3 protein-coding genes are annotated in these 3,946 nt (G+C 43.7%); 2 read left to right on the forward strand and 1 reads right to left on the reverse strand.

Annotated features, from left to right (window positions below; all coding sequences use genetic code 11):
* Positions 1–1,696 (forward strand): FAD-dependent oxidoreductase (locus tag QZV24_RS09990; RefSeq protein ID WP_294523423.1); only part of this gene is annotated, 1,696 nt, incomplete at its 5' end.
* 227 nt (positions 1,697–1,923) lie between these two features.
* On the forward strand, positions 1,924–2,841 hold the full coding sequence (locus QZV24_RS09995; RefSeq protein WP_294523425.1) for a hypothetical protein: 918 nt from the start codon (positions 1,924–1,926) through the stop codon (positions 2,839–2,841).
* Between the two features lie 132 nt (positions 2,842–2,973).
* Here the strand turns inward: QZV24_RS09995 and QZV24_RS10000 are convergent, their stop codons facing one another.
* On the reverse strand, positions 2,974–3,741 hold the full coding sequence (locus QZV24_RS10000; RefSeq protein ID WP_294523427.1) for a DeoR/GlpR family DNA-binding transcription regulator: 768 nt from the start codon (positions 3,739–3,741) through the stop codon (positions 2,974–2,976).
* Positions 3,742–3,946 lie beyond the last annotated feature (205 nt).

The raw sequence follows: 3,946 nt of genomic DNA on the forward strand, positions 1-3,946 counted from the left end.
GGAATTTTTAGACAAAATTGAGCAGCCTGAATTGGCATCGGAGCTGTCAAACTGGGATGAGTGGAAAAAGCTGCGGCCATTAACCTTTGAGGAAAAAAGTGTCAATCCGAGCGGCAAGATGTCCATTAAGGATTTTCGTACTCAGGAATGGGTCAAGGGGGGCATTTTTTCCGATGTAGCTGTGGACGATTTTGCGGTGCATAACACTATTTCCACCGGCCTGTATCGCTTACGGGTACCAAGCTGGGATAATGCCAAGTACGCTGCACCATGTGAATTCTCCTGCCCAACGGGGATTCCTACCCAGCTGAGATACAATTTGATAAGACAGGGGCGGCTGCAGGAAGCCATAGAATTAGAATTGCAGTATACGCCTTTTCCAGGTTCAGTATGTGGTAGCGTGTGTCCAAATCCTTGTATGGACGGGTGTACCCGGGGCGGTATTGATGAACCGATTCAGATTGGCCCATTGGGGTATTTGTCGGCCTTTACTCCTGTTAAGAAACCAGCCGTGTCCACTGGGAAAAAAGTGGGCATTATCGGTGGCGGTGTAGCCGGATTGTCAGCGGCCTGGCAGTTGGCCCGCAAGGGACATGAGGTGTTTGTCTTTGATGACGCGGAAAAGATTGGCGGCAAGCTGGAGCAGGTTATCCCAAGAGGCCGCTTATCCCATGATCTTTTGGAGGCTGAACTAAAGCGCATTGAAAGCATGGGTGTAAAATTTGTATCAAATTGCCGGGTGGATAAGGACAGCTTCAAGCATTTCCAGGAAACCTATGATGCGGTGATTGTAGCAACGGGTGGTCACGAGTCCCGTTATTTCAACTGGGAAGGCAAGGAATTGCTTACCATGGGATTGGATTTCCTCAAAAAGGTAAATCGGGGAGAAAATCCTAAGGTTGGCAAGCGGGTTGTGGTAATTGGCTGTGGTAATTCCGGTATGGACACCTGTCGGGCAGCCTTTGATATGGGGGCTGAATCGGTAGTTGCTGTGGATGTGCAAAAGCCGGCGGCCTTTGCTGATGAAATTGAGTATGTGGAAAATCGGGGCGGTAAGCTGGTTTGGCCGTTCTTTACCGAAAAGATTACCAAAGACGGAGTTTATGCCAATGATGGCCGCTTTATTCCGGCTGATGAGGTAATTGTATCTATCGGTGAAGCTCCAATCCTGGATTTTTTGCCGGATGATGCTTCTATAAAGAAATTCCGGGATAGCTGGCTTATTCCAAACAGGGATAAATCCATTTTGCCGGGGGTATTTGCTGCAGGCGATGTTATCAAGCCGGGCAGACTTACGGATGCTATTGGGGATGGTATCAAGGCAGCTTATTACGCAGACCAGTACATTACTGGTGCGGAATATACGCCTTTCCCAGAGAAAGAGAAAATACCGGCTGAGCGGTTGTCCAAGGCATATTTTGAAAAATGTCATCATTGCCAGCTGGGGGATCCGGCGGATGACCATGTACGATGTGTCAGCTGCGGTACCTGTCGTGATTGTAAAATGTGTTTGGAATCATGTCCGGAAAAGGCTATCAGTCGGATTGAAAATGAGGATGGATCCTGGACATATGTATCCAATCCTAATAAATGCATTGGTTGTGGCATTTGTGCCGGTGTGTGTCCGTGTGGTGTCTGGAGCATAAATGATAATCCGGAACCTATCAAGATGTATAGGACCTACAACAAAAATTAAAGTAATAGGGGATATGATAAAAAATTTTATCATATTCCCTTTTATTTTTTGGCTGAAATGTAGTATCCTGTCCGTAAGGAATTATGGCAATAAAATGAGACTAACTCAGTGGGAACCTTAACCTCCAACTGAATGTGGTCGAATAATCCTGGGCTTTATATGTGCTTTACTCCAACGGGATTATTAGCAACAGTTAGTGCAGGGTAAGTTGAACAGGAGGGGTATAAATGAAAGCATTTACGCGAGGCTTTATGGCTGGGTTAATGGCAATCCTTGCAGCAGTGTCTTGGCTGGGTATGGCTCCGTCAGGCAGTGCCTGTGAGCTGGATTACGGGGAAATTGGGGTGACTTACGCCCGGGATGGTTTGGATCTGATTATCCCCAGCGAATATGAGGATTGGCTGCTGATCAGTACGACACCAAAGCAGGATGACCGTTTGTTTTCTGTATCAGAAAAGGCCTCTGTACAGGCAGGCAAATCCGTGATGGAGAATTATGATGGGATGGGCTGGTTGTTTGATATTGGCAGGGTAAACCGTACTAAGCTGGAAAATATGTTATGCTATGATATGTCTGGTGTGGAGGTTTTTGCCAAAGACAGTCAGGATAATTATTATGTTCTATATCATCCTACTGATGTGCGGTATATGCGGGAAAATAATGAGGCCATGGCCCGAGATGCCTGGCAGTGGGAGATGTTGACTAATTGGTCTTATAAGGAGGTTTGTCCGGATTTCATTCTGGATAATCCAGGTTTGAAGCCGGTTAAATACGATAACAGTGTGGTAGGTATTTTATTGGCCCAGACTGCCTATAGGCCGGATGCGTTCTATAGCATAAGCTCCACCAAATATCGGCCGGTAGAACGGGGAAGCTTTGCTTCGGCGGCTTATGTAGAGCGGCTTATTTGCAACGCCCAATATAAGAGAGTGGAAAGCGAAGGAACTCCTGATGGAGACTATATAACCCTCCATTTTCCCAGTGAAGGGGTGAGCCTAAATTTTTTCCTGAATGATAAAAAAGAAAATCTGGTTCAAGTAGTTCACTCTGATGGTCGGGCTGATTTATACAAGGGGCAATTTGATGATACAACTATCTTGACCAGTGAATTGATGGAAGCGTGGTTGACAGCGATTAGCCGATAGGCCCATTTGCAATAATAGCGATAAACAATTTTAGTTGACTTTATCTACATCTTTTTGTGTTAATGTTTGATGCTTAGTAAATAAAAAAGCTATGAAGGCGGCGGAGGGTTGCCAGTCTTCATAGCTTTCTCTTTATTCAGATATGATTACTTTAATGTTGTTTTTTGCGAAATAATCCCGGTATTTAATCGGAAGCTCCTTATCTACCACAATGCAGTCAATTTCATCCAGATTACAAAAGGTAATAAGGGAAGCGGAATCAATTTTGGTGCTGTCCACCATGAGAATTTTCTTGGCCGGTTTATTCACCAGATACCGTTTAATATCACATTCCAAAGGCGAAGCTGTAGTAGCACCCTTTTCTACAGAAATGCCGGTGCTGGCCAGAAAAATCTTGGAAATGTTGTAATCCTTTAAACAGTTTATTACGCTAGGACCAACAAAAGCCTTGGTTGGGGCATATATGGTACCACCAGTGGCAATCAGATTGAACTTGGCTGAAGCAGCCGCAATATTTATGACATGAATGCTGGCAGTAACAATAGTGATATTGTGTTTATCCTCCAGATATGGCATCATGTGCATAGTAGTAGTGCCGGAATCAATGTATATTACATCATCGTCCTCTACCAGGCTAGCGGCCATTTGGGCGATTTTTTGTTTATGAAGCTTATCACTTTCCACCGCCATTGCAGTATCGTTGGTGGTCTTAGGTGTTTCCTGCTCCTGCAGGACAATTCCGCCATAAACCTTGCTAATAATGCCATTTTTTTCCAATTCGGCAATATCACGCCGGATAGTGTTCTTAGAGACTTCAAAGGTTTTACATAGGTCGTTGATGGAAATGCTTTTTTGCTCTTCCAGTAATTCCTGGATTTTACGGAGACGATTGATTTTCATTCATTCACCTGTACTCTCAAAAAAATACATATCTCATAAGGTTGTGTTATAATTTGATAAACTTATGAGTATGTTTACCATAATTATACAGTAACATACAATAAAACACAAGTTGAAAAGTTCAATTATTCCCAACATAGTATCATTTTGAGTAATTATGAGAATTGTGAAAAAATTTATGATAAAATAAGGCAAAAGCTTAATA

The sequence above is a fragment of the uncultured Anaerovibrio sp. genome, assembly GCA_902786545.1.
Taxonomy (GTDB): domain Bacteria; phylum Bacillota; class Negativicutes; order Selenomonadales; family Selenomonadaceae; genus Anaerovibrio.

Excerpts from the sequence above, each read along its gene's own strand:
- QZV24_RS10000 (WP_294523427.1), bottom strand. The coding sequence starts at position 3,741 with ATGAAAATCAATCGTCTCCGTAAAATCCAGGAATTACTGGAAGAGCAA.
- QZV24_RS09995 (WP_294523425.1), top strand. The coding sequence starts at position 1,924 with ATGAAAGCATTTACGCGAGGCTTTATGGCTGGGTTAATGGCAATCCTT.